General features: G+C 68.3%; 27 protein-coding genes. 15 read left to right on the forward strand and 12 right to left on the reverse strand.

The features are described 5' to 3' along the window. Nucleotides 1-8: 8 nt before the first annotated feature. From BMY35_RS30045 to BMY35_RS30065, 5 genes are read right to left on the reverse strand one after another with little or no spacing between them, the layout of a single operon-like run. Nucleotides 9-1757 (reverse strand): acyl-CoA dehydrogenase family protein, encoded by a 1749-nt coding sequence (locus tag BMY35_RS30045; protein ID WP_093206654.1) that lies wholly within the window; start codon nt 1755-1757, stop codon nt 9-11. A 33-nt stretch (nt 1758-1790) separates the two neighbouring features. Continuing rightward, nucleotides 1791-2783 carry a Bug family tripartite tricarboxylate transporter substrate binding protein gene (locus tag BMY35_RS30050; RefSeq protein WP_093206655.1) on the reverse strand — a complete coding sequence of 331 codons (993 nt, stop codon included), beginning with the start codon at nt 2781-2783 and terminating at the stop codon, nt 1791-1793. A 41-nt stretch (nt 2784-2824) separates the two neighbouring features. After that, nucleotides 2825-3589: an SDR family NAD(P)-dependent oxidoreductase gene (locus tag BMY35_RS30055; protein ID WP_093206656.1), complete on the reverse strand. Its 765-nt coding sequence runs from the start codon at nt 3587-3589 to the stop codon at nt 2825-2827. A gap of 22 nt (nt 3590-3611) precedes the next feature. Then, the gene (locus tag BMY35_RS30060) at nt 3612-5465 is read right to left on the reverse strand and encodes a feruloyl-CoA synthase (RefSeq protein WP_093206657.1); all 1854 of its coding nucleotides are present in this window, start codon (nt 5463-5465) and stop codon (nt 3612-3614) included. Next, the gene (locus BMY35_RS30065; RefSeq protein ID WP_093206658.1) at nt 5462-6235 is read right to left on the reverse strand and encodes a crotonase/enoyl-CoA hydratase family protein; all 774 of its coding nucleotides are present in this window, start codon (nt 6233-6235) and stop codon (nt 5462-5464) included. Before BMY35_RS30065 ends, BMY35_RS30060 begins: the two co-directional genes overlap by 4 nt. A gap of 102 nt (nt 6236-6337) precedes the next feature. Here BMY35_RS30065 and BMY35_RS30070 point away from each other — a divergent pair, with 102 nt between their 5' ends. Beyond that, a complete protein-coding gene (locus BMY35_RS30070) occupies nt 6338-7216 on the forward strand; it encodes an amidohydrolase family protein (RefSeq protein WP_093206659.1) in 879 nt (292 codons plus the stop codon). Here the strand turns inward: BMY35_RS30070 and BMY35_RS30075 are convergent. Next, nucleotides 7205-8104: a MurR/RpiR family transcriptional regulator gene (locus BMY35_RS30075; RefSeq protein ID WP_093206718.1), complete on the reverse strand. Its 900-nt coding sequence runs from the start codon at nt 8102-8104 to the stop codon at nt 7205-7207. The genes BMY35_RS30070 and BMY35_RS30075 overlap by 12 nt on opposite strands. 116 nt (nt 8105-8220) lie before the next feature. Here BMY35_RS30075 and BMY35_RS30080 point away from each other — a divergent pair, with 116 nt between their 5' ends. Next, entirely contained in the window at nt 8221-9216 is a 996-nt protein-coding gene (locus tag BMY35_RS30080; RefSeq protein ID WP_093206660.1) for a Bug family tripartite tricarboxylate transporter substrate binding protein, read from the forward strand. A 19-nt stretch (nt 9217-9235) separates the two neighbouring features. After that, on the forward strand, nt 9236-10186 hold the full coding sequence (locus tag BMY35_RS30085) for a M14 family metallopeptidase (protein ID WP_093206661.1): 951 nt from the start codon (nt 9236-9238) through the stop codon (nt 10184-10186). Nucleotides 10187-10212: 26 nt separating this feature from the next. Here BMY35_RS30085 and kefC read toward each other — a convergent pair whose 3' ends face one another. Continuing rightward, nucleotides 10213-12069, reverse strand: coding sequence for a glutathione-regulated potassium-efflux system protein KefC (gene kefC, locus BMY35_RS30090; protein ID WP_093206662.1), 1857 nt, complete (start codon nt 12067-12069; stop codon nt 10213-10215). Beyond that, on the reverse strand, nt 12070-12831 hold the full coding sequence (locus BMY35_RS30095) for a glutathione-regulated potassium-efflux system oxidoreductase KefF (protein WP_093206663.1): 762 nt from the start codon (nt 12829-12831) through the stop codon (nt 12070-12072). Between the two features lie 101 nt (nt 12832-12932). Here BMY35_RS30095 and BMY35_RS30100 point away from each other — a divergent pair, with 101 nt between their 5' ends. Further along, nucleotides 12933-13553, forward strand: a complete 621-nt coding sequence (locus BMY35_RS30100) for a ParA family protein (protein WP_093206664.1) — start codon at nt 12933-12935, stop codon at nt 13551-13553. A gap of 70 nt (nt 13554-13623) precedes the next feature. Beyond that, nucleotides 13624-14094 (forward strand): MaoC family dehydratase, encoded by a 471-nt coding sequence (locus BMY35_RS30105; protein ID WP_093206665.1) that lies wholly within the window; start codon nt 13624-13626, stop codon nt 14092-14094. Nucleotides 14095-14127: 33 nt separating this feature from the next. Here the strand turns inward: BMY35_RS30105 and BMY35_RS30110 are convergent, their stop codons facing one another. From BMY35_RS30110 to BMY35_RS30120, 3 genes are all read right to left on the reverse strand, one after another. Continuing rightward, on the reverse strand, nt 14128-14421 hold the full coding sequence (locus tag BMY35_RS30110; RefSeq protein ID WP_093206666.1) for a DUF4148 domain-containing protein: 294 nt from the start codon (nt 14419-14421) through the stop codon (nt 14128-14130). A 130-nt stretch (nt 14422-14551) separates the two neighbouring features. Next, a complete protein-coding gene (gene trmL / locus BMY35_RS30115) occupies nt 14552-15013 on the reverse strand; it encodes a tRNA (uridine(34)/cytosine(34)/5-carboxymethylaminomethyluridine(34)-2'-O)-methyltransferase TrmL (protein ID WP_093206667.1) in 462 nt (153 codons plus the stop codon). Nucleotides 15014-15045: 32 nt separating this feature from the next. After that, nucleotides 15046-15771, reverse strand: coding sequence for a ComF family protein (locus tag BMY35_RS30120; RefSeq protein ID WP_093206719.1), 726 nt, complete (start codon nt 15769-15771; stop codon nt 15046-15048). A 41-nt stretch (nt 15772-15812) separates the two neighbouring features. On the opposite strand from BMY35_RS30120, the gene BMY35_RS30125 reads away from it, so the two are divergent. The 8 genes from BMY35_RS30125 (at nt 15813) to BMY35_RS30155 (ending at nt 22321) form a co-directional block, all read left to right on the forward strand. After that, nucleotides 15813-16730 (forward strand): class I SAM-dependent methyltransferase, encoded by a 918-nt coding sequence (locus BMY35_RS30125; RefSeq protein WP_093206668.1) that lies wholly within the window; start codon nt 15813-15815, stop codon nt 16728-16730. Nucleotides 16731-16954: 224 nt separating this feature from the next. Next, nucleotides 16955-17431 carry a DUF2244 domain-containing protein gene (locus tag BMY35_RS30130; RefSeq protein ID WP_093206720.1) on the forward strand — a complete coding sequence of 159 codons (477 nt, stop codon included), beginning with the start codon at nt 16955-16957 and terminating at the stop codon, nt 17429-17431. 58 nt (nt 17432-17489) lie between these two features. Beyond that, nucleotides 17490-18668: a cytochrome c oxidase subunit II gene (gene coxB, locus BMY35_RS30135; protein WP_093206669.1), complete on the forward strand. Its 1179-nt coding sequence runs from the start codon at nt 17490-17492 to the stop codon at nt 18666-18668. Between the two features lie 43 nt (nt 18669-18711). Further along, complete coding sequence (gene ctaD, locus BMY35_RS30140; RefSeq protein ID WP_093206670.1) at nt 18712-20352, forward strand: cytochrome c oxidase subunit I; 1641 nt, start codon at nt 18712-18714, stop codon at nt 20350-20352. A 19-nt stretch (nt 20353-20371) separates the two neighbouring features. After that, nucleotides 20372-20485 (forward strand): cytochrome oxidase small assembly protein, encoded by a 114-nt coding sequence (locus tag BMY35_RS38575; protein ID WP_019656111.1) that lies wholly within the window; start codon nt 20372-20374, stop codon nt 20483-20485. Between the two features lie 40 nt (nt 20486-20525). After that, entirely contained in the window at nt 20526-21152 is a 627-nt protein-coding gene (locus tag BMY35_RS30145; protein ID WP_093206671.1) for a cytochrome c oxidase assembly protein, read from the forward strand. After that, nucleotides 21149-21367 (forward strand): DUF2970 domain-containing protein, encoded by a 219-nt coding sequence (locus BMY35_RS30150; protein ID WP_093206672.1) that lies wholly within the window; start codon nt 21149-21151, stop codon nt 21365-21367. The genes BMY35_RS30145 and BMY35_RS30150 overlap by 4 nt, the downstream gene beginning before the upstream one ends. Before the next feature lie 72 nt (nt 21368-21439). Then, nucleotides 21440-22321, forward strand: a complete 882-nt coding sequence (locus BMY35_RS30155) for a cytochrome c oxidase subunit 3 (RefSeq protein WP_093206673.1) — start codon at nt 21440-21442, stop codon at nt 22319-22321. A gap of 77 nt (nt 22322-22398) precedes the next feature. On the opposite strand, the gene BMY35_RS30160 is transcribed toward BMY35_RS30155, so the two are convergent. Continuing rightward, nucleotides 22399-22629: a twin transmembrane helix small protein gene (locus BMY35_RS30160; RefSeq protein WP_093206674.1), complete on the reverse strand. Its 231-nt coding sequence runs from the start codon at nt 22627-22629 to the stop codon at nt 22399-22401. A 27-nt stretch (nt 22630-22656) separates the two neighbouring features. Between BMY35_RS30160 and BMY35_RS30165 the strand changes: the two genes are divergently transcribed. Together BMY35_RS30165 and BMY35_RS30170 are read left to right on the forward strand one after the other, a co-directional pair. After that, nucleotides 22657-23532 (forward strand): SURF1 family protein, encoded by an 876-nt coding sequence (locus tag BMY35_RS30165; RefSeq protein ID WP_093206675.1) that lies wholly within the window; start codon nt 22657-22659, stop codon nt 23530-23532. Next, nucleotides 23519-24199, forward strand: coding sequence for an SCO family protein (locus tag BMY35_RS30170; protein ID WP_093206676.1), 681 nt, complete (start codon nt 23519-23521; stop codon nt 24197-24199). Before BMY35_RS30165 ends, BMY35_RS30170 begins: the two co-directional genes overlap by 14 nt. Nucleotides 24200-24206 lie beyond the last annotated feature (7 nt).

Below are 24206 nucleotides of genomic sequence, written 5' to 3' on the forward strand. Positions count from 1 at the left end.
TTCAGTGGCTAGTTGGAGACAGCGCCGCCGGGCGCGGCCGCATGCGTCAGGGCGACCGTCTCGCAGGCCTTCTTGACGATGCTCATCCGCATCTCGAATTCGGGCAGCACCCAGCGCCTGAAGGCGGCCGCCACGCGCGCCTTCCCCGCGTCACCGGGCGAGGCCGCCTCGATGCGGGCCCAGGCCCACGCCATCATCGCGAGCATGGTCGCGCGCAGGTAGTCGTCGGCCACCTCGTACGGCAGCACCGGATTGGCATGCGCCGCCATCGCGACGGTGGTGCCCAGGTAGCGCAGTTGCGCCAGCCGGCGCTGCACGTCGGCGTCGGCCTCGCGCGAGGCGTCCAGCGTGTCGCGCAGCTCCAGCAGCACCGCCGACATGCCGGCGCCGCCGTCGGGCAGCACCTTGCGTACCAGCAGGTCGATGGCCTGGATCTCGTTGGTGCCCTCGTAGATCATCGTCACGCGCGAGTCGCGCACGATCTGCTCGATGCCCCATTCGCGCACGTAGCCGTGGCCGCCGAACACCTGCAGGCATTCGCTCGCGCCATGGAAGGCCTGGTGCGTGCACGCGGCCTTGAGCACCGGTGTGACGAACGAACACCAGCGCTGCGCGCGCTCGCGCGCCTTCGGGTCGGCGTCGTGCGCGGCCACGTCGAGCATCAGCGCGCTGCGGTAGGCGATGGTGCGCGCGCCGTCGATCCAGGCGCGCTGCGTGTCGAGGATGCGGCGCACGGCCGGATGCTCGGCGATCAGGTCGGCGCTCTCGCCGCCGCGGCTGGCGGGCACGGGGCCGGGCGCGCGCATCTGGCGGCGCTCGGCGGCATAGGCGTCGGCCTTCTGCCAGGCGGCGTCGAGCAGGCCGATGCCCTGCAGCGCCACGTGCAGGCGCGCCGAATTCATCATCACGAACATCGCAGCCAGCCCGCGGCCGGGCTCGCCGACCAGCCAGCCGGTGGCCTCGTCGAAGCGCATCGTGCAGGTGGGGCTGCCGTGCAGGCCCATCTTTTCCTCGATGCGCTCGCAGTGCACCGCGTTGCGCGCGCCGTCGGGCAGCAGCTTGGGCACCAGCGCCAGCGACAGGCCCTTGGGCCCGGCTGGCGCATCGGGAAGGCGGCACAACACGAGGTGGACGATGTTGGGCGTCAGGTCGTGCTCGCCGCCCGAGATGAAGATCTTGCCGCCGCTTACCCGCAGGCTGCCGTCGGCCTGCGGCACCGCGCGTGTGCGCACCTGGCCCAGGTCGCTGCCTGCGTGCGCTTCGGTGAGGCACATGGTCGCGAGCCATTCGCCGGTCGCGATCTTCGACAGATAGCGCTGCTTCAGCTCCTCGCTGCCGTGATGCTTGAGGCAGGCGTACGCGCCGTGCAGCAGGCCGGGCGCCATCGTCAGGCCATGGTTGGCGGCGGCCAGCCATTCGTAGAGAACGGCTTCCAGCACGGCGGGCAGGCCCTGGCCGCCGTCTTCCGGCGCGGCGGAGAGAGCAGGCCAGCCTCCGTCGACGAAGGCCTGGTAGGCCTCGCGAAAACCCGGCGGCGAGGCGACCTGGCCATCGGCGAAGCGGCAGCCGGTCTCGTCGCCGCCGCGGTTGATGGGCGCGACCACCTCGCCGACGAAGCGCCCGGCTTCCTCGAGCACCTGCGCATGCAGCGCCTCGTCGACCTCCGCGAAGGGGGCGAGCGCGGCCAGGCGCGCGGGCGCGTCGAGCACTTCGTTCAGGATGAACCGGACGTCTTCGGGGCGGGGCTTGTAATCCATCGGGGCAGGGAAGCAGGAGAACGAATCGGCGAATCAGGATTCGGCCGTGAAGCCGATCTTCTTGACCAGCGGTCCCCAGCGTTCGTATTCGGACTGCAGCGACTTGCGCATGTCCTCCGGCGAGGAGCCATGGGCGAGAAGGCCCACCGACAGCAGGCCGTCGGCCACGCTCTTGTCCTTCAGCGCGGTCTGGATCGCCGCGCTCGCGGCCGTGATGACGGCCGTGGGCGTCTTCGCCGGCGCGAAGAAGCCGAACCACTCGTCGGCCACGATCTCGGGGAAGCCCTGCTCGGTGAAGGTCGGCACGTCGGGCAGGTAGGCCGCGCGCTGCGAGCCCGACATGGCGAGCACGCGCAGCTTGCCGGCCTTGGCAAAGGGAATGGCGTCGCCGGCGGGCGTCATGCTCGATGCGATCTGGCCGCCCACCACGTCGTTGATCGCCGGCAGCGAGCCGCGATAGGGCACGTGGCGCAGGTCGGCGCCGCTGTTCAGGCCCAGCAGCGCGCCCAGGAAGTGCGGCGTGGAGCCAGCGCCCGGCGAGCCGTAGCTGGCCTGCCCGGGGTTGGCCTTGGCCCATGCGACGAAGTCCTTCAGCGTCTTCACGCTCGCGGGCACGGCGGGCCCGACGGTCAGTGCGTGCGTCATCACGGCGCCGATGGAGATCGGCGCGAAGTCGGCCATGCCGTAGCCCAGCTTGGTGTAGATGTGCGGATAGATCGACAGCGCCGAAGCCTGTGCGAGGCACAGCACCGAACCGTCGGCCACCGAGCTCTTGAGCGTGTCGAGCGCGATGCGCCCGCCGGCGCCCGGCTTGTTCTCGACCACCGGATTGACCTTCGTGAAGGGCGTGTCGCCCAGCTTCTCGGCCACGCGGCGCGCCACGCTGTCTCCGGCGCTGCCGGCCGGGAATCCGTAGTAGATCTTCACTACCTGCTGCACCGCCTGGGCGAGCGCGGCGAAGGGATGCAGGGCGGCGATGGCGGCGGTGCCGCCGAGCGCCGTCACGAACTGGCGTCTGTTGGTCATGGTCTTGTCTCCTGGTTTGCGGTGGCTGACTGAAAGCGGAATCAGCGCGGCGCCATGCGCAGGGCGCCGTCGATGCGGATCACCTCGCCGTTGAGGTGGCCGTTGGTGACGATGTGGCAGGCCAGCTCGGCGAATTCCGAGGGCTTGCCCAGGCGCGGCGGGAACGGAATCGACGCAGCCAGCGACTGCTGCACCGGCTCGGGCAGCTCCAGCAGCAGCGGCGTGGCGAAGATGCCCGGAGCCACGGTGCACACGCGGATGGCGTGCTGCGCGAGGTCGCGTGCCATCGGCAGCGTCATGCCGACCAGTCCGCCCTTGGAGGCGCTGTAGGCCTGCTGGCCCACCTGGCCGTCGAAGGCGGCGACCGAGGCGGTGAAGAGCATCACGCCCTTCTCGCCGTTGTCGAGCGCGTCGAGCTTCGCGCAGCGCGCGGCGAACAGGCGCGCCATGTTGTAGCCGCCGATCAGGTTGATGTTGACCACGCGCACGAAGTCTTCGAGCGGCGCGGGGCTGCCGTCCTTGCCGACGATGCGCTTGGCGCTGCCGATGCCGGCCACGTTCATCAGGATGCGCGCAGGGCCGTGCACGGCCTCGGCCTTGTCGAGCGCGGCGACCACGCTGTCGGTGTCGGTGATGTCGCAAGCGCAGGCTATGCCGCCGATGTCCGCCGCCACTTTCGCGGCGAGTTCGGCGTTTCGGTCGAGCACGGCGACCTTCGCGCCCAGCCGCGCGAGTTCGCGCGCGGTGGCTTCGCCGAGGCCCGATGCGCCGCCGGTGACCAGTGCGGCTTGTCCTTCGATCTTCATGGTGTGTCGTCTCCCGGAATGTCTAGCGGGGCTTGAGGGTGAAGGGCAGGCTGCCGTCGTGCATCGCATCGGCCAGCGCGGCGCGGTGCTTGAGCACGGCGCGCTGGTTGATGGAGCCCTTGTCGGTGACCTCGCCCTTGTCGATGGATGGCGGCTCGGCCATCAGGTGCAGCCGCGCGATGCGGTTGGCGCTGCCGGTGGCGCCGGCGGCCAGCGTGTCGACGACCTGCTGGAAGTGCGCCTGCACGGGGGCGCTCTCGAGCACCTCGCGCATGGATGCGTCGGCGCCCAGGCCGGCGAGCTGCCGCACCTTCTGCGTCGGGAAGATCAGCGCGCCGACTTCCTTCAGGTTGATGCCGGTCAGCACCGCGTCCTGCACGTAGGGCGCGCCGGCCGCGATGATCTTCGCGCGCATCGGGCCCACGCTCACGAAGGTGCCGGTGGCGAGCTTGAAGTCTTCGGCGATGCGGCCGTCGAAGCGCAGGCCGCGATGGATGTTGTCTTCGGCTATCCACTTCACGGCATCGCCGGTGGAGAAGAAGCCTTCCTCGTCGAAGGACTCGGCAGTGGCCTCGGGCGCGCGCCAGTAGCCGGGCGTGATGTTGGGGCCGCGGTAGCGCACCTCGGTCTTGCCGTCGACCTCGATCAGCTTGAGCTCGATGCCCGGCGCGGGCAGGCCCACGTCGCCCGACTTCACGTCGGGGCCGGTCACGTAGAGCGCGAAGGGGCCCGATTCGGTCATGCCCAGGCCCGTGCCCATCACGATGCGCTCGCCGACTTCCGACTCCTGCGTGCGGTGCAGGCTGTCCCACACCGGCTGCGACAGCGCCGCGCCCGAGTAGAAGAACATCTTCACGCGCGACAGCAGGTTGCGGCGCAGCACCGAGTCGGTTTCCATCGCCTGCGCGATGGCCTCGAAGCCAGTGGGTACGTTGAAGTAGATGGTGGGCGCGATCTCGCGCAGGTTGCGCAGCGTCTCGGCCATGCCGGCAGGCGTGGGCTTGCCGTCGTCGATGTAGAGCGTGCCGCCGTTGTCCAGCACGATGCCCACGTTGTGGTTGCCGCCGAAGGTGTGGTTCCAGGGCAGCCAGTCGACCAGCACCGGCGGCTCGTCGCCCAGTGCGGGAATCGACTGGCGCAGCTGCTGCTGGTTGGCGCACCACATGCGGTGCGTGTTGATCACCGCCTTGGGCATCTTGGTCGAGCCCGAGGTGAAGAGGAACTTGGTGATGGTGTCGGGGCCGGTCGCGCGCATCGCCGCGTCGATGGCGGGCGTGGCGGGCGTCGAGGCCAGTGCGTCGAACGCGGTGGTGGGGCGGCCTTCGAGCGTGCCCTGCGCCAGCACGACTTCGGTGCCGGCCGGCACGACTGCGGCGATGGCCTTGGCGAAGCGCGCGGCGTCGCTCGCGAAAACGAGGCCCGGCGTGAGCGTGTCGAAGACGTGGCGCAGCTTCTCGAAGTCCTGGCTCACCAGCGAGTAGGGCGGCGATACGGGGCAGTAGGGCACGCCGGCGTAGAGGCAGCCCAGCGCCATCAGCGCGTGCTCGATGCCGTTCTCGCTGAGGATCGCGACCGGGCGGTCGGCGCTCAGGCCGCGGTCCAGCAGGGCTTGTCCGATACCGCGTGCTTCCTCCAGCGCCTGCGCGTAGTTCACGCTCAGCCAGTCGCCGGTGCTGCCGTCGGCCAGCCGTTCGCGACGGGCGATGAAGGTGCGCTCGGGCGTGCGCTCTGCCCAGTAGGCGAGGCGGTCGGTCATGCGCTCGCGGTAGGGCTCGAGCTGCGTTTCGGCGCTCAGGTACTGCGTGCCTGGCGCGCCATCACGCAAGACGGCGCGGGTGACGCCGAAGACCAGCGGGCGGTATCGGACGGCGCTCATCCCTTGCTCACTTTCGCGGCACGCCCTTCGAGGAAGTCGCGCACGCGCTGCTTGGCTTCGGGCGCGGCCTGCGTGATGCCCGAGATCAGCGCCTCGGTGAAGAAGCCGTGGTCGGCCGACTGCTCTGCGATGCGCGGCAGGGCGTGCATCAGCGCGTAGTTGGTGAGCGGCGCGTTGGTGGCCACGCGCTTCGCGAGCTCGAAGGCCTTGTCGAAGGCCTGGCCCTCGTCGACGAGGTACTGGGCGAAGTTGGCGCGCTCGCCTTCCTCGGCGTTGTAGACGCGGCCGGTCATCATCATGTCGGTCATGCGGGCCACGCCGATCAGCTTCGGAATGCGCACCGAGCCGCCGCCGCCCACGAAGATGCCGCGCGAGCCCTCGGGCAGCGCGTAGAAGGTGGAGCGGTCGGCCACGCGGATGTGGCAGGCGCTGGCCAACTCGAGCCCGCCGCCCACCACTGCGCCATGCAGCGCGGCGATCACCGGCACCGGGCCGTGCTGGATCAGGTCGAGCGCGCCGTGCCACAGGCGCGAGTGCTGCATGCCTTGGCCGGCGTCGCGCTCCTTCAGCTCGCTCAGGTCGAGGCCGGCGCAGAAGTGCGGGCCCTCGCCGTCGATCACCGCCGCGCGCACGCTGGAGGGGAGCTTCTCGAAGGTGTCGCGCAGGGCGAGGATCAGTCCGTCGGACAGCGCGTTGCGCTTGGAACCGCGCGTCAGGCGGACGATGGCGACTTCGTCGCGGATGTCGAGTTGAAGGTCTGGATTGGTCATGATGAGTCCGGGGTTGCGTCGAATTATGATTATGGGAAATAATCAATTCAAGGAATTTGGAGCCCCCAGAGCCTAGGGACTTACCCGTACCGGAGACAAGACATGGACCACCAGAACCTGATCGCGATCGACATCCACACCCACGCAGAAGTCAGCTGCTGGAACCCGTTCGACAACTACGGCGAGGAGTACGACCGCGCGGCCGACAAGTACTTCGGCTCCAGCGGCCGGCCGACCATTGCCGAGAGCGTGGCGTACTACCGTGAAAGAAAGATCGGGCTGGTGATGTTCATGGTCGACGCGGAGTCGAACATGGGCCGTCGCCGCATCCCGAACGAGGAGATCGCCGAGGCCGCGAAGAACAACAGCGACGTCATGATCGCCTTCGGCAGCGTCGATCCGCACAAGGGAAAGATGGGGGCGCGCGAGGCGCGCCGGCTCATCGAGGAGCACGGCGTGAAGGGCTTCAAGTTCCACCCCACGGTGCAGGGCTACCACCCCTACGACCGCATGGCCTGGCCCATCTACGAGGTGATCGCCGAGTACGGCCTGCCGGCCATCTTCCACACCGGCCACAGCGGCATCGGCTCGGGCATGCGCTGCGGCGGCGGGCTGCGGCTGGAGTACAGCAATCCGATGCACCTGGACGACGTGGCCATCGACTTCCCCGACATGCAGATCGTCATGGCGCACCCCAGCTTCCCCTGGCAGGACGAGGCGCTGAGCGTGGCCACGCACAAGCCCAACGTGTGGATCGACCTGTCGGGCTGGAGCCCCAAGTACTTTCCGAAGCAGCTCGTGCAGTACGCCAACACGCTGCTGAAGGATCGCGTGCTCTTCGGCAGCGACTACCCGCTGATCACGCCCGACCGCTGGATGCGCGACTTCGAGAACGCCGGCTTCAAGCCCGAGGTGATGCCCGGCATCCTCAAGGGCAACGCGATGCGGCTGCTGAAGCTGGACGCGGCCTCAGGCGGCTGACGACGGCTTCCTGCGCGAACGCCCGGCCTGCGCGGCCGAGTCGTTCCAGTGCTGCTCCCACAGGGCGTCGCCGCGTTCGAGCGCGGCGCCCAGTTCCTTCCTGCGGCGCTGCACGACGGCGGTGACCAGCGCGTTGCACAGCGAGAACGCCGCCGTGTACGAATCGAATGGCGACGCGCTCGAGGTGCGCGCCAGCATCACATGGTCGGCCGATGCCGCCGCAGCCACCGAGGGGCCGTCGGTGATGACGATGACCTTCGCGCCCTTCTCCTTGAAGTACTTGGCCGCGCGCGCGGTGGCGAGCGCGTGGCGCCTGAAGGTGAGGGCCAGCAGCACGTCGTTCTCGCCGATCCACAGCAGCTGGTCTTCCATGAGCAGCGGGCCGCCGCCGCTCATGGGGCGCACGTCGGGCAGGCACATGTTCAGGTGCAGCGAAAGGTGGCCGGCCAGCGCGGCGGCGTGCCGCTGGCCGGTCACGTGCACCCGCGCCTTGCGCTGCGTGAGCAGCCGCACGGCGCCCTCGAAGGCGGCGACGTCGAGCGCCGCGAAGGTCGAGGCCAGGTTGTGCTGGTCGTGCAGCAGCGCATTGGCCAGGCAGCTGCGCACCGAGGCGTCGTCGGCGATGACGGCGTCCGCGCGCGTGGCCGGCGACGACAGCCGCGCGGTCACCTCCGACCGGGCCTCGATCTGCGCCTCGGCATAGCTGGGGTAGCCGAGCTTGGCCAGCAGCCGCACCACGGTGGAGGCGCTGGTGCCCACCTTCTTTGCAAGGCTCGTTGCAGATTCGAGCAGGCCCTGGGGGTAGCGCGTCTGCAACTCGTCGATCAGGCGCTGCTCGCTCTTGGTGAGCTTCCTGCCGTAGCCCGAGATGCGTTGGTTCAGGTTCATGGTCGCGCGCATTCTGCACGTGGAGTCGTGTTGGGCCTGATTTTGCAATGGTCATTGCAAAATTGAAATCATCTTGCAACAATGCGCGCACTTTTGACTGCACGACAGGACGCCCCATGGAACCCATCTTCACCGCCGCGGCACTGCGCCGCCGCGAGATCCTCGCCGCCGGCCTCGGCTCGATGCTGCCGCTGGCCGCCAAGGCGCAGGCCTGGCCCTCGCGGCCGGTCACGCTGGTGGTGCCGTTCCCCGCGGGCGGCTCCGTGGACCTGATCGCGCGGCTTTACGCCGACCCGCTCGCCAAGGCGCTGGGCACGCCGGTGGTCATCGACAACCGCGCCGGCGCCGGCGGCTCCATTGCCAGCGCACAGGTGGCGCGCGCCAAGCCCGACGGCTACACGCTGGTCGCCTCGTCGCAGAGCTCGCACCTGGCCAACCCGCTCACCCAGCCCAACCCGGGCTACGACCCGATCAAGGACTTCGCGTCGATCAGCCAGCTCGCGCGCTCGATCAACGTGCTGCTGGTCAACCCGGCGGTGCCCGCGAAGAACTTCAAGGAGTTCGTCGCGCTGGTGAAGTCGCGCCCCGGCGAGCTCAACTTCTGCAGCGCGGGGCCGGGCAGCATGGGGCAGCTCAACGTGGAGCTGATGAAGTCGCAGCTGCAGCTCAACGCCACGCACGTGCCGTACCGCGGCGGCGGCCCGTTGGTCACCGCGCTGATCTCGAACGAAGTGCAGTTCGGGCTGGACAACCTGGCACCCTTCCTGCCGCTGATCCAGTCCGGCAAGCTGCGCGCGCTGGCAGTGGCCGCGCCCACCCGCGTGGCGGCGCTGCCCGACATTCCGACCTTCGCGGAACTGGGCTATCCGGTGCTGAACACCACCTCGTGGATCGGCCTGGCCGCGCCCGCGAAGACACCGCCGGAGATCGTCGAGGCGCTGCACAAGGCCGTGCGTTCAGTGGCCGATCAGCCCTCGATGGTCGAGGCGCTGCAGTCGCGCGGCTCGCTGCCGCCGGAGGCGCAGTCGCCCGCGCAGTTCACCGCCATGATGTCGGAGCGGCTCGCGGTCTACGGCGACCTGGTCAAGCGCGCCGGCATCCGCGGCGAGTGAGCGGCCAATGAGCACCGGCATGACCGAGTCATCGTTCGCGCCCGACACCGCGCCGCTGGAGGTGCTGCCGCGCGACATCTCCGCCTACCGGCAGGGCAACACCGGCGTCGACTACGTGCACCGCTTCGAGTCGGGCCGGCCGGGGCCGCACGTGCTGGTCAACGCGCTGACCCACGGCAACGAGATCTGCGGCATGGTCGCCGCCACGCACCTGCTGGACACCGGCGTGCGCCCGAAGACCGGCACGCTCACCGTGAGCTTTGCGAACGTGGAGGCCTATAACGCCTTCGACGTCGAGCGGCCCTACGAGAACCGCCAGTTGGTGCACAACCTCAACCGCATCTGGTCGAAGGCCATGCTCGACGGCGGCGAGCAAAGCCCCGAACTGCGCCGCGCGCGCGAACTGCGGCCGGTGCTGGACGCGGCCGACTACGTGCTCGACATCCATTCCACGCGCGCGCCGGTGCAGCCCTTCTGGGTGTACCCGGAATTCGAGCGCAATGCCGGGCTGGCGCTGGCCGTCGGCAATCCGCTGGTGCACCTGGTGATGCCCGTGGGCGGCGCGCCCGGCACGGGCGTGACGGCGTACGGCCGCCACGGCGAGGAGGGCGTCGACGGCGCAGCGGTGGTTGTGGAATGCGGACAGCATTTCAGCCGGTCGGCCGCGGACCTGGCCACCGACGTCACGCTGCGCTTCCTCGCGCACCTGGGGCTGGTCGACCCGCCGCCGACCGCCGCGGCGAAGGCGCCCGCGCGACGCTTCCGCCTGCTCGAAGTGCACATGGTGAAGACGGAGAGCTTCGCCTTCGCGCGGCCTGTGCTGGGCTTCGAGGTCTTCCAGAAGGGCGAGCTGATCGCCGTGGACGACGGCCACGAGATCCGCTCCCCTTGCGACGACTGCACGATCTTCATGCCGACCCGCGCGCCGCTGGTGGGGCGCGAGGGCGTGTACCTGACTGTCGCGATCTAGTCGGCGCTACAGGCGCTGCAGATGCTTCAGGGCGTCTGCTCCGCCTGTTCCTCTTCCTCCAGCCGTTCCCAGTCGCGCCCCGAGCGGCGCTGCCGCTCCTCGCGCTCGCGCGCCATCTGTTCCTCGAACTGCTGGCGGCCCGCCTTGTTGGCGGCGATCAGCTTGGCGCGGTCCTTGTAGTGCGGATAGATCTCGTCGCTGAGCTTGATGTTGCGGCGCCGGAAACGCATTGCCGATTCGCGTGCCTCGTGCGCCGGCCAGCCCAGCGCCTCGAGCGTGGCGCGCGCGCTGCGCAGCGACGACTCGAACACCTCGCGCTCGACTTCCGTCACGCCGCGGTCGCGCAGCTGGAACAGGTGCGTCACGTTGCGTGCCCTGGCGATGATGCGGGCCTGCCCGAAGTTCTCCTGCACGAGGTCGACGATTTCCAGCGACTGCTCGATGTCGTCCACCGCCACCACGATCACCTTGGCCGTGCCCGCACCCGCGGTGCGCAGCAGGTCGAGCCGTGTCGCGTCGCCGTAGAACACGCGGAAGCCGAACTGCCGCAGGCCTTCGACGGTGTCGGCGTCGTGGTCGAGCACCGTCACGCGCAGGCCCTGCGACATCAGCATGCGACCGACGATCTGGCCGTAGCGGCCGAAGCCGCAGATCAGCACCTTGGCGTCCTGCTGCTCCGAAATTTCCTCCAGTCGGGTGCCGGTGCCTTGGCTGTAGCGCGGCAGCACGAACTTGTCGAGGAGCACCAGCAGCAGCGGCGACAGCAGCATCGAAAGCGCCACCGCGCCGATCAGCAGCGAGGTGACCTGCGGCGGCAGCACGTCGGGGCCCGCCGCCTGGAACACCACGAAGGCGAATTCGCCGCCCTGCGCGAGCAGCAGCGTGAACACCGGCCGCTCCTGGTAGGCGATGCCCATCGCCTTGGCGAGCGCGTAGATCACCACCAGCTTGATGGCCACGAAGCCGACCACCAGCATCGCCATGATCCAGGGGCTCGCGACCAGCACGCCGAAGTTGATCGACATGCCCACCGCGATGAAGAAGAGGCCCAGCAGCAGGCCCTTGAAGGGCTCGATGTCGGTCTCGAGCTCGCGCCGGTATTCGCTCTCCGCCAGCAGCACGCCGGCGAGGAAGGCGCCCAGCGCCATCGACAGGCCCACCAACTGCATCAGCGCCGCGATGGCCACCACCAGCAGCAAGGCGGCGGCGGTGAAGATCTCGGGCGTGTCGCTGCGCGCGATCCAGCGCAGGATGGGGCGCAGCAGCAGCCGGCCGCCGAGGATGATGCCGCCGATCACGCCGATGATCTTGGCGGCCTCCAGCGCGCGCTCCAGCCCTGTGATCGATTGTTCGGCCGCTGTGGCGCCGGCCAGCAGCGGCAGCAGTGCGAGGATCGGAATGGCAGCCACGTCCTGGAACAGCAGGATCGAGAAGCCGGCCTGGCCGCTGGGCGTCTTCAGCAGGTTGCGCTCGCCGAACACCTGCAGCGCGATGGCGGTGGACGACAGCGCCAGGCCCAGCGCAGCCACCAGTGCCACGCGCCATTCGGCGCCGACCGCGCAGCCCACCGCGAACAGCACCGCGGCGCAGCTAAGCACCTGCGCCGTGCCCCAGCCGAAGATGGGGCGGCGCAGGTTCCACAGGCGCCTGGGTTCGAGTTCAAGGCCCACGAGGAAGAGCATCAGCACCACGCCGAACTCGGCGAAATGCAGCACGTCCTCGACGCTGGAAACGAGTCCCAGGCCCCAGGGACCGATGGCGATGCCGGCCACGAGGTAGCCGATGATCGAGCCGAGGCCCAGGGCCTTCGAAAGCGGCACCACCAGCACGGCGGCGCTCAGGTAGATCAGGCTGTTGGTCAGCCAGGCGGGTGCGTGTTCCATTCAGGGCGCCTTCCTGCCGTTGTCGTCCGCGGAGGCGATGGCCGTCGCGGTAGCCAGGCCGTGGGACATCGCCGCCTGGAAGGCATTGGAGACCACCTTGGCGACGTCGTCGTTGTCGGCCGGCCGGTCGCTTTCGGGTACGGGGCAGGACACGCAGACGTCGATCTCCTCGATCTCGGGCCAGTCGGGGTAGCTGCCCAGGCGCTGGGCGAAGGTCTCGACGTGGGACTTCACATCGACCTCGCTGGCGCTGCGCGCGCCGTAGAAGATCAGCGGCGGCAAAAAGCGCATGCCGCACAGCGCGGCGGTCTGCTCGTAGGGCGGCAGGAAGGCGTCGAAGAAGTAGCGGTGGTAGTTCTGCGGGTGGTAGCTCGCCTCGGGGCTGCCCGTGGTGGCGACCAGCCAGAGGTCCTTGCCCTGCAGCGCCGTGCCGCCGGGGCCGTAGGCCCAGCCGTAGGAGAGCACGTCGTCGAGCCAGAGCTTCTGCAGCGCGGGCATCGAGTACCAGTGGATCGGGTGCAGCAGCACCACCAGGCTGGCCCGGGCGAGCCGGGCCTGCTCTGCCTCGACGTCGATGGCGAAGTCGGGATAGCTGCCGTAAAGATCGTTGACGTCGACGCCGGGCACGGCGCGAGCGGCGGCGAGCATGCGCCGGTTGACGCGCGAGTCGCGCCAGTGGGGGTGGGCGGCCAGCACGTAGATGCCGCCGGAACCGCCGTCCGGGCGGTCGGCGGGGGTTCCCGTGGATGTTGTTGTCGTCATCCCGCGAACATATCTCAAGAGCACGCTGGCAGGCGTTTCGCCGGGCAAAAACGCGCCAGCGACTAACATCCCCGCTATTGCCGTTCTGGAGGAGTGCATCTATGCCGGTGGTTCTGGTCGCCAATCCCAAGGGAGGCGTGGGCAAGTCGACGATCGCGACGAACGTCGCGGGCTATTTCGCGAGCCACGGCCATGCCGTGATGCTGGGCGACGTGGACCGCCAGCAATCCTCCCGGCTCTGGCTGGGCCTGCGCCCGCCGATGGCCCGGACCATCTCCACCTGGGAAGCCACCGGCGAAAGCACCGTGGTCCGCCCGCCGCGCGGCACCACGCACGCGGTGCTCGACACGCCCGCCGGCCTGCACGGCTGGCGCTTCAAGGAAGTGCTGGCGCTGGCCGACCGGGTGATCGTGCCGCTGCAGCCGAGCATCTTCGACATCTACGCGACGCGCGACTTCCTCGACCGGCTGCAGGAGAACCGCCGCGCCGAGAAGACGAAGATCGGCCTCGTCGGCATGCGCGTGAATGCCCGCACGCTGGCTGCAGACCGGCTCCACGAGTTCATCGCGGGACTCGGCGTGCCGGTGATCGGCGAGCTGCGCGACACGCAGAACTACGTGCAGCTCGCCGCGCGCGGGCTCACGCTGTTCGACATCTCGCCCGGCCGCGTGCAGCGCGACCTGGAGCAGTGGCAGCCGATCTGCGAGTGGCTCGACGCCTGAGCCGATCCCGGTTTTCCCTGAGCCCGGTTGTCGCAAGGCCGACAGCCGCGCGGCAGCCCCAGACGCCAGAATGCCCCGCATGACCAAAAAGACATTCCAGACCCTTCAGGATCTCGCCGCCTGCGTCGGCCAGGAGGTCGCCGTGAGCGACTGGATCGCCATCACGCAGGAGCAGGTCAACCAGTTCGCCGAGGCGACGGGCGACCACCAGTGGATCCATGTCGACATCGAGCGGGCCAAGGCCGGCCCCTTCGGCGGGCCGATCGCGCACGGCTTTCTCACGCTGTCGCTGCTGCCGCGCTTCTACGAGACGGCGCTCGACGTGGTCGAGTCGCGCATGGGCGTGAACTACGGCCTGAACAAGGTGCGCTTCATGTCGCCGGTGCCGGTGGGCAAGCGCCTGCGGGCCCGCATGAAGCTGCTGACGGCCGAGCCCATTGCCGACGACGGTTTCCAGATGACCTGGGAAACCACCATCGAGCTCGAAGGCGCCGCCAAGCCGGCCTGCGTGGCGGAGTCGGTGGTGCGCCGCTACCGCTGAAGCGGCGGCAGCCCTCTTTCTTTCCCTTTTTTCTTACATCCTGCGGTCGGTCACTTCGCCGTAGGTGGCCGCGCCCTGGCGGGTGATGCTCCGCGCGCTGGCGCGCACCGCGTCGCGGTCGATGTTTCCGCTCCTGGCCTGCTGCACGCCGGTGCCGCCATTGCTTATCTGCAGCGGCTGGCGCGCATCGGCCTGCACCTGCGCGCGCGACAGCGTCGACTGGAAGGGGGCGGGCGGCAGCGGGTTCTGTTCTCCCTGGAAGGCTTGGGCGCCGCCGGCGAAGGCGAGCGTGGCGAAGACGGCGAGGGTGATCGGCTTGGCGTTCATGGCGAGACTCCTTCGAGCAAGGTGGTGAATGGATCGATGCCGGCCTGCTTCCATTTGACGGCCGGCATGTCTTCCATACGGCGCGTCCGGCCGATCGGATGCGCCCCTGTTGCCCGAAGGGGCTGCGGCTTCAGCCGAAGCCGTTCTGCCGCCAGGCCTCGAACACCGTCACGGCCACCGCGTTCGAGAGATTCAGGCTGCGCTGGCCTTCGCGCATCGGCAGCCGCAGGCGCTGCGGTTCGGCGAAGCCATCGCGCAGGGCGGGCGGCAGGCCGCTGGTTTCCGAACCGAACACCAGCCAGTCGCCGGGCTGGAAGCGCACGTCGTGCACGGGGCGCGAGCCGCGCGTGGTGAGGGCGAACATGCGGTCGGCGGCGGGCTGCTCTGATGCGAGCAGGGCCTGCCAATCGGCATGGCGCTTCACTTCGGCGTACTCGTGATAGTCGAGGCCGGCGCGGCGCAGCAGGCGGTCGTCCATCGAGAAACCCAGCGGCTCGACGAGGTGCAGCTTGCAGCCGGTGTTGGCGGCGAGCCGGATCACGTTGCCGGTGTTCGGCGGGATTTCGGGGTGGACGAGAACGATATTGAACATGCGCCGATTGTCGGCGGGCCGGCGCGACCGGCTCAGCGCGGCGGATCGGTCCGGGCGAGGACGATGGCGGTGATGTGGGCGGCGCCGGCCTGCCGCAGCACCTGGGCGGCAGCGAAGATCGATGCGCCGCTGGTCATCACGTCGTCGACCAGCACGAGGCGCCGGCCGCGCAGTTCGTCGACGCGCAGCGGCTCCACCGCGAAGGCGCCGCGCAGGTTGCGCAGCCGTTCGGCGCGCGAAAGTCCGCTCTGGGCCGGCGTCTCGCGGGTGCGAAGGAGCAGGGTGGCGTCAGTCTTGATCGGAGCGAGGCGCCGTGCCAGCTCATGCGCCTGGTTGAAGCCGCGCTCGCGCAGACGGCCGGACGCCAACGGCATCGGCAGCACGATGTCGCAGGCCTCCAGCGCAGGCTCCACCCAGGGCGCGCTGCGCAGCAGCGTGGCGAAAGGCCCGGCCCGGCCGGCTTCGCCACGGAACTTGAACGCCGCGATGGCGTCCGGCCAGGGCCATGCGTAGGTGCAGGCCGCGAGGCAGGCGTCCAGCGGCGGAGGATGTTTCACGCACTCGCCGCAGCGGCTCACGCCTTCGGGCACGGGCAGGGCGCAGCGGCCGCATCGCGCGGTGGGCGGGGCGAAGCGGGCCACGCAGGCATCGCACACCGGGCGCGAAGGCCAGGTGCGGCAGACCGCACACTGGCTGGGCAGCCGCGCGAGCAGCGACGTGAAGAGGCCGGCAGGCCGCGAAGGCGGGAAAGGCCACATGGCCCGGTGGCTGAGCATCGCCTCAATATACTCACGGCCCCATGGCCACCGACCCCTCAAGACGACCGCCGACCATCGATGCCACGGCGGCCGCCCGCTGGCGCCGGCTTGCGCCTGCAGAAGGCGCCTCTCCCTGGCTGCACGAGGAGATCGGTCGCCGCATGGAAGACCGGCTGCAGTGGATCAAGGCCCAGCCCCGCAGCTGGGCCGACTGGGCGCCGCTGCGCAGCGGGCTCGAGGCGCATGAACTCGTCGCGCGCCGCTACAAGGACGCCGCCTCCTTCGTGATCGAACCCGAGCCCGCGCTCGCCGCGGCCACCAGCCAGGCGCTGGCAGCGCCGTGGTGGAGCGCGCGCCGCTGGCAGGCCGGCAAGGCACGCTTCGAGGCAGCACCCGAGGACGGCGTCGACCTGCTCTGGGCCAACATGTCGCTGCACATGGCGGCCGACCCCGAGGCACTGATCGCGCACTGGCACAAGCTGGTGGCGACCGACGGCTTCCTCATGTTCTCCTGCCTCGGTCCCGACACCGTGCGCGAGCTGCGCGCGCTGCATGCCCGCCTGGGCTGGCCGGCCGCGGGCCACGAGTACACCGACATGCACGACTGGGGCGACATGCTGGTGCATGCCGGTTTTGCCGAACCGGTGATGGACATGGAGCGCATCGTGCTGACCTGGGCCACGCCCGAGGCCGCGCTCGCAGAACTGCGCACGCTGGGCCGCAACCTGCATCCGGCGCGCTTTCCCGCATTGCGCGGCAAGGGCTGGCTGCAGGAGCTGAAGAAGGCGCTGCCCGAACTCGCGCCGGCCGAAGGCGGCGACGGCCGCATCGCGCTGACCTTCGAAGTGGTCTACGGCCACGCGTTCAAGCCGGTGCCGCGCGTGTCGCTGTCGGCCGAAAGCGCGGTGTCGCTGCGCGAGATGCGATCGATGCTGCAACGGGGTCGCCCGGGCGCCTGATCGCTTGCCGGCGAGTCGGCGAAAACGCCTGTCGCACAGGCCGTTTCTTGCCTACTAGTAGTGACCCGTAGGCGTCCCACAGGGCACTCGGGCACTGATATCTACCCGCTACAATCCGCCGTTGCGTGAAACTCGCGGGTATTGTCCCGCGATCGAGGGGTGTCGAATCCTGTTTGTACGAGGGGTTTGGCGACCGTCGACGCACCGATTTGCTGAACTCGCCCGTGTCGAATTCCGTGTTTCGATTTGCCACCGTTTCAGGCCAGAGCATCCAATGGTTCCTGAAGCGCAACTGCTCGGTGACGCCGGGCCAGCTGGGCTGGCTCTACGCTTCGCTGTGCGTGGTATCGCTCGGCATCGGCACCCTGTTCTGGCTGCACGGTGCGCCCATGGTGCTGCCTTTTGCCTGGCTCGAACTGGCCGCTGTCGGGTTTGCGTTCATGGTCTACGCACGACATGCGACCGACGGCGAGAAGATCGCGCTGCAGGAGGGACGGCTCGTCGTGGAGCTCGAGAACGGCGGGCATTACGAGCGCACGGAATTTCTTCCGCACCAGGTGCGGATCGAACCCCAGACCGGCGATCGCTCGCTGATCGAGGTCTCGGGGCAGGGTCGATCGGTCAGGGTGGGGCGCTATGTACGCCCGGAGTTGCGTGCGGCCTTGGCCCGCGAGATTCGAATGGCGTTACGCGGCGCCTGAGGGGGCTCGCGCAGTGCTGCACGGTTGGTTGTCGAAAAATTGAAGAAACGTGAACACGATGAAGAGCATTTGGCGCAATAAGTACAGGCCGGCGAATCTGTTGCTGGCGGCCGGCGCGGCTTTCAGCAGCGCGGCGCACGCAGTCAACGATCTGCCCGGCGGCCCCTCGGTGCGCCAGTTGAATCTTCCGGTCGGCGTGACCAAGATCGCTCAGGAGCAGCATCTGCTCCACACGATCATGATGATCCTGTGCACGGTCATCTTCGTCGGCGTGTTCGCGGTGATGTTCTATTCGATCTGGAAGCACCGCAAGTCGGTGGGCCACAAGGCCGCCAACTTCCATGAATCGGTGGTGGTCGAGGTCATCTGGACCATCGTGCCCTTCCTCATCGTCATCGTCATGGCGCTGCCCGCCACCAAGGTGCTGGTGGCCCAGAAGGACACCACCAACGCCGACCTCACGATCAAGACCACGGGCTACCAGTGGAAGTGGGGCTACGACTACCTGAACGGCGAAGGCGAGGGCCTGGCCTTCATCTCCACGCTCGACAGCTCGCAGCGCGCCATGTCCGACGCAGGTGCCAAGGGCCAGATGCCCGACGACTACCTGCTCAAGGTCGACAACCCGCTGGTCGTGCCGGTGCAGAAGAAGATCCGCATCATCACCACCGCGAACGACGTGATCCACGCCTTCGCCGTGCCGCAGCTGGGCCTGAAGCAGGACGCCATTCCCGGCTTCGTGCGCGACACCTGGTTCCGCGCCGAGACCGTCGGCGACTACTACGGCCAGTGCCAGGAGCTGTGCGGCAAGGAGCACGCCTACATGCCGATCCACGTGAAGGTGCTCTCGGCCGCCGACTACACGGCCTGGGTGTCCGCCAAGCGCAAGGAAGCCGCCGCCAAGCTCGACGACCCGACCAAGGTCTGGACCCTGCCCGACATGCTCACGCGCGGCGAGAAGGTCTACGCCGCCAACTGCGCGGCCTGCCACCAGGCCAACGGCAAGGGCGCCGGGCCGATCAAGCCGCTCGACGGCTCCGCCAAGGTGACCGACGCCGACCACAAGATCCAGCTGGCTGTGCTGCTCAACGGTCAGAACAACGGCGCGATGCCCTCCTGGAAGCAACTGAGCGATACCGACCTCGCGGCCGTGGCCACGTACACCAAGAACAGCTGGTCGAACAAGACGGGCCAGCTGGTGCAGCCGGCCGAAGTGCTGGCCCTGCGCGGCAAGTGATGCGCGAGCGTCCCGCGACGAAGAAATTGCAAGGAACAACGAAATGAGCGCAGTTCTCGACCCCCACGGTCACGCAGCCCACGGCGATCACGCACACGACGAGCATCACGATCACCATGCGCCCACCGGCTGGCGCCGCTGGGTGTTCGCCACCAACCACAAGGACATCGGCACGCTCTACCTGCTGTTCAGCTTCACGATGCTGATGGTGGGCGGCGTGCTCGCGCTGCTGATCCGCGCCGAGCTGTTCCAGCCCGGCCTGCAACTGGTGAACCCGGAACTCTTCAACCAGTTCACCACCATGCACGGCCTGATCATGGTGTTCGGCGCCATCATGCCGGCCTTCGTGGGCTTCGCGAACTGGATGATCCCGCTGCAGGTGGGCGCCTCCGACATGGCGTTCGCGCGCATGAACAACTTCAGCTTCTGGCTGCTGATCCCGGCGGCGCTGATGCTGGTGGGCTCGTTCTTCATGCCAGGCGGCGCACCCGCCGCAGGCTGGACGCTGTACGCGCCGCTCACGCTGCAGATGGGCCCCTCGATGGACGCCGGCATCTTCGCGATGCACATCATGGGCGCCTCGTCGATCATGGGCTCGATCAACATCATCGTGACCATCCTCAACATGCGCGCCCCCGGCATGACGCTGATGAAGATGCCGATGTTCTGCTGGACCTGGCTCATCACCGCCTACCTGCTGATCGCCGTGATGCCCGTGCTCGCAGGCGCCATCACGATGACGCTGACCGACCGCCACTTCGGCACCAGCTTCTTCAATCCCGCCGGCGGCGGCGACCCGGTGATGTACCAGCACATCTTCTGGTTCTTCGGCCACCCCGAGGTCTACATCATGATCCTGCCGGCGTTCGGCATCATCAGCCAGGTGGTGCCGGCCTTCGCCCGCAAGAAGCTCTTCGGCTACGCCTCGATGGTGTACGCCACCTCGTCGATCGCCATCCTGTCGTTCATCGTGTGGGCGCACCACATGTTCACGACCGGCATGCCGCTGACCGGCCAGCTGTTCTTCATGTACGCGACCATGCTGATCGCCGTGCCCACGGCCGTGAAGATCTTCAACTGGATCGCCACCATGTGGCAGGGCTCGATGACCTTCGAGACACCGATGCTGTTCGCGGTCGGCTTCATCTTCGTGTTCACGATGGGCGGCTTCACCGGCCTGATCCTGGCCGTCGCGCCCATCGACACGCAGCTACAGGACACCTACTATGTGGTGGCCCACTTCCACTACGTGCTGGTGGCCGGCTCGCTGTTCGCCATGTTCTCGGGCTTCTACTACTGGGCGCCCAAGTGGACCGGCGTGATGTACAACGAGACGCGCGGCAAGGTGCACTTCTGGTGGTCGCTGATCTCGTTCAACGTGACCTTCTTCCCGATGCACTTCCTGGGCCTGGCCGGCATGCCGCGACGCTATGCCGACTACCCGATGCAGTTCGCCGACTTCAACGCCATCGCGTCGGTCGGTGCGTTCTTCTTCGGCTTCGCCCAGCTCTACTTCTTCCTGTTCATCGTGTGGCCCTCGATGCGCGGCAAGGGCGAGAAGGCTGCACAGAAGCCGTGGGAAGGCGCCGAAGGCCTCGAGTGGGAAGTGCCGTCGCCGGCACCGTTCCACACCTTCGAGAACCCGCCCAAGCTCGACGCGACCGCCACCCGGGTGATCGGTTGAACGATCTGCACGGCACACGATGACACCCGAGCAGAAAAGGAACAACCGTCGCATGGGGCTCACGCTGGCCTCCATCGCCGTGGTGTTCTTCATCGGCTTCATCGTCCGCATGGTCTGGTTCAGCGGTCGCTGAACCAGGCATTCGAGCAGGCAACGAACGGGAGCACACGCGCATGAGCCTCGGTCCTCGCATCCGCCGCGCCAACGTCCGCATGGTCGGCAAGCTGGCCGTCGTGGCCTGCGGCATGTTCGCGTTCGGCTACGCGCTGGTGCCGATGTATCGCGCGATCTGCGAGATGACCGGCATCAACATCCTCGCGCTCTCCGAGCTCGAGGTGCCCGGCGGAGCGAGCGGCGGCAAGAACGTGCGCGTGCCCGACAACACGCAGGTCGACACCAGCCGCACCATCACGGTCGAGTTCGATTCCAACGTGCGCGGCGGCCTCTGGGACTTCAAGCCCGCGGAGCGGACCATGCAGGTGCATCCGGGCCAGCTCAACACGGTGATGTACGAGTTCCAGAACGTGCAGAACCGCCGCATGGCGGCGCAGGCCATCCCGAGCTACGCGCCGCAGCAGGCCGCGCCGTACTTCAACAAGCTTGAGTGCTTCTGCTTCAACCAGTACACGCTCGATCCGGGCGAGAAGAAGCAGTGGCCGGTCGCGTTCGTGATCGACCCGAAGATTTCCAAGGACGTGAAGACCATCACGCTGTCGTACACCTTCTTCGAGGTGGGCGGCAAGACGCCCGCGGCTCCGGTCGCGGCAGTTTCCGGCACCGCCGATGAGCCACGCTCGTGACCGATCCCTCGAACCGGCCGAAGGCTTCGCTGTGGGACACGGTGAAGGCGGTGGGCTGGTCGTTCTTCGGCGTGCGAAAGAACAGCGCCTACCAGGAAGACCTGCGCAAGCTGAATCCGCTGCACATCATCGCGGTGGCGTTCGTTGCGGTCGTCGTCTTCGTGGTCGCGCTTGTGCTGCTGGTGCGCCATGTGGTCGCCACGGCCTCGGCCTGACGGAAAAGACGCGTTCCACGACAAGCAGAATCCATTGAATCGAGAGAAGAAAGAAAGCCAGGAGCTGAAGAAATGAGTTCAACCACCCACGGAACCACGCCCTACTACTTCGTGCCCGGACCTTCGTCCTATCCGGTCTCGGCCGCGATCGGCCTGTTCTTCGTGATCCTGGGTGCCGCGCAATGGATCAACGGGCATGCGTGGGGCGCCTGGTCGCTGCTGGCCGGCATGGTGATCTGGCTCGCCACGCTGTTCGTATGGTTCCGCGCCGCCATCGGCGAGAGCGAAAGCGGGCAGTACGGCCACAAGGTGGACCTCTCGTTCCGCTGGAGCATGAGCTGGTTCATCTTCTCCGAAGTGATGTTCTTCGGCGCGTTCTTCACCGCCCTGTGGTGGGCCCGCACCCACGCGCTGCCTGCGCTGGGCAGCCTCGACAACGCGCTGCTGTGGCCCGACTTCAAGGCCGTGTGGCCCAGCGTCGCTCCCGGCGCCACCGCTTCGCCGGCCGGCATCGTCGAGCCCTTCCAGACCGTCGGCCCGTTCTGGCTGCCCACGATCAACACCGCGCTGCTGCTGAGCTCGGGCGTGACGCTGACCATCGCCCACCACGCGCTGCGCGCCGGCCATCGCGCGCAGACCATCCGCTTCATGTGGCTCACCGTGCTGCTCGGCCTGATCTTCCTGGGCGTGCAGGGCTACGAGTACCACCACCTGTACACCGAACTGAACCTCAAGCTCAGCTCGGGCACCTACGGCTCAACCTTCTTCATGCTGACGGGCTTCCACGGCCTGCACGTGTTCATCGGCATGCTGATGCTGCTGTTCATCACGCTGCGCCTGCGCAAGGGCCACTTCACGCCCGAGCGCCACTTCGGCTTCGAGGGCGCGGCCTGGTACTGGCACTTCGTGGACGTGGTCTGGCTCGGTCTCTACCTGCTGGTCTATTGGCTTTGAGCGAAGGACCTCTCGGCATTCCAGAAAAAAGGCGCCGGAAGGCGCCTTTTTCTTGGTTCTCCTGGAACGAGCACCACCTACTTGCCGAGCGGCAGTCCGGTGGGCTGGATGTATCCGAACTTCCAGGCGAGCAGCATGCAGAGGAACAAAAACACCGACAGGCCGATCCGAACGGTGAGCGCGCGCGCCATGCCGCCGCTCTTGGCACGCCCGTTGCGCCCGTCCTTCAGCATGAAGTAGAGGGCAAACGCGAGGCTTGCGAAGATGCCCACGAACACCAGGGCAACGAAGTATTTCATGACCCGCATTATCGGCCGCACGCCCCGCTCCCTCCAGTGACTCCCGAACCCCTGTATCCCGAGAAGCGCCTCCGGCGAGGCCGCTTCTGGGTGTTGACCATCGCCGCCGCGCTGACCGTGTCGGCCACCATCTCGCTTGGCCGCTGGCAGCTTTCTCGCGCCGCGCAGAAAGAAGCACTGCAGGCCAGCATCGACGCCGAGAAGCTGAAGCCGCCGCTGACCCAGGCGGAGTTCCTTGCGCTCGGCAAGGCTTCCGAGGCCATGCACCGCTCGGTGCGCCTGCGCGGCCTGTGGCTCACGCCGCAGACCGTGTACCTCGACAACCGCCAGATGCACGGCGTGCCGGGCTTCTATGTGCTGACGCCCTTCGCCCTCGAAGGCACCGAGCAGACGGTGATGGTGCAGCGCGGCTGGATCCAGCGCAATTTCGTCGATCGCACGAAGCTGGGAGCGGTCGAGACGCCGGCCGGCATCGTCGAGGTCACGGGCCTGATCGAGCCGCCGCCGAGCCATCTGCTGGAGCTGGGTTCCGCCGCCGGGCCGGCGCCCGCGCCCGCGCCAGCGCCAGCGGCCTCCGCGCCTGCTGAAGCCGCTTCCGCTCCCGCAGCCCCGGCTGCTGCGGCACCGGTCGCCGAAGGGTATTCGCCTATCCGGCAGAATCTCGACCTCGAGGCCTTCCGCGCCGAGACCAAGCTGCCATTGCGCACCGACGTGTCGCTGCAGCAGGGCGGACCGGCTTCCGAGGGCCTGCAGCGCGACTGGCCGGCGCCGGCGCTGGGCCTCGAGAGGCACTACGGTTACGCATTCCAGTGGTTCGGCCTGTCGGCCCTCGTCGTCATCCTCTATGTCTGGTTCCAATTCATCACGCCCCTCCGCCGCGCAAGGCGCCGCGCACGCGATGGCCGCTTCTGACGAGCCGCTGGGCCTGACGGTGCACTCGATGCCGTCGCCCAACCAGGCGCTCGACGGCGCGGAGGGCCGGCGCACGGTCATCGGGCGCTGGAAGATGATCGCGGTGATGCTGATGTGCGCCTCGCCGGTCATCGCCTCGTACTTCACCTATTACGTGATCCGGCCCGAAGGCCGCAGCGTCTACGGCGAGCTGATCGATCCGCAGCGCGAGCTGCCGAAGCTCGTTGCCGCCGATCGCAGCGGCGCGCCGGTCGACTTCTCCACGCTCAAGGGCCAGTGGCTGCTGGTGACGGTGGCCGATGCCGCATGCGACGCGCTGTGCGAGCAGCAGCTCTACCTGGCGCGGCAGCTGCGCGAAAGCCTCGGCCGCGAAAAGGATCGCATGGACCGCGTCTGGCTCGTGAGCGACGCCGCTCCCGTGCCCGAACGCCTGAACAACGGCCTGCACGGCGCGACCGTGCTGCGCGTGCCCGCCGAGCAGCTGGCGAAGTGGCTCGCGCCCGCGTCGGGCCACTCGCTGGCCGAGCACCTGTACGTGGTCGATCCGATGGGCAACTGGATGATGCGCTTCCCCGCCCGCATGGACGCCGCCGGCGCCAGCCGCGCCAAGCGCGACCTCGACCGCCTGCTGCGCGCCTCGGCGTCGTGGGACGAACCGGGCCGCTGACCGCACG

Source organism: Variovorax sp. YR750 (genome assembly GCF_900109805.1).
Taxonomy (GTDB): Bacteria; Pseudomonadota; Gammaproteobacteria; order Burkholderiales; family Burkholderiaceae_C; genus Variovorax; species Variovorax gossypii.